Consider the following 676-nt stretch of genomic DNA (forward strand, 5'->3'; position numbering starts at 1 on the left):
TTCCGATCTCGATAGCAAGGTCTACATTGTCAAGCATGTAACCTACTTCCAATCCTGCTTGATAAGAGAACTTGGATTCTGATTCAGATATACCGAAGACGTTGGTTTCGCCCTTTAATGAACCAACGCCAAGAATGAGTGCGCTATATAATTTATTACCTTTATCTATAAACTTAGGGCGTGCGTTAATATAAAAGGCATCACCTTTAACACTGGCATCTTCATTAAATTCAGCTTCACCAAAATGTTGGTATTCTAACTCCACACCTAAATCTACATTAGGGTGAACTGCAAAATTATAACCAGCATACACCCCTCCACCTAAGTCGTTGCTTTCATCAATAGTTGCAATACCAGCATCTAACTCAGTATTGTGACCTACAAGTAAATTGCCGCCGACATAAAAATGGTCTACCTCGTTTGCACTTGCACTTGCACTTAAGAGTGCTAGTAAAATCAGTTTTTTCACTTTAAGTCCTTATAGTTGATTTGGAGATATTATGCATGCATGGGAGTATCGTTAATAGCGAATATTTAACGTAACGCTCGTTGTACGAATCCCCAAGGTCGCTAGTGTAGGCGACCTTTTTACAACTGGCAGATACGAAAAACGCCTCCCATTGGGAGGCGTTTTTCTTGAGGACGTTCATTACCTTAGAAAAGGATCGTTGAGATC

Annotated in this window: 1 protein-coding gene; it reads right to left on the minus strand. The window is 39.9% G+C overall.

All coding sequences use genetic code 11. From position 1 onward, the window contains the following. On the minus strand, positions 1 to 469 hold a 469-nt coding region (locus R7044_RS25720; RefSeq protein ID WP_225456059.1), incomplete at its 3' end, for an outer membrane beta-barrel protein. Positions 470 to 676: the final 207 nt, after the last annotated feature.

It is taken from the genome of Vibrio sp. 1402 (assembly GCF_033340275.1).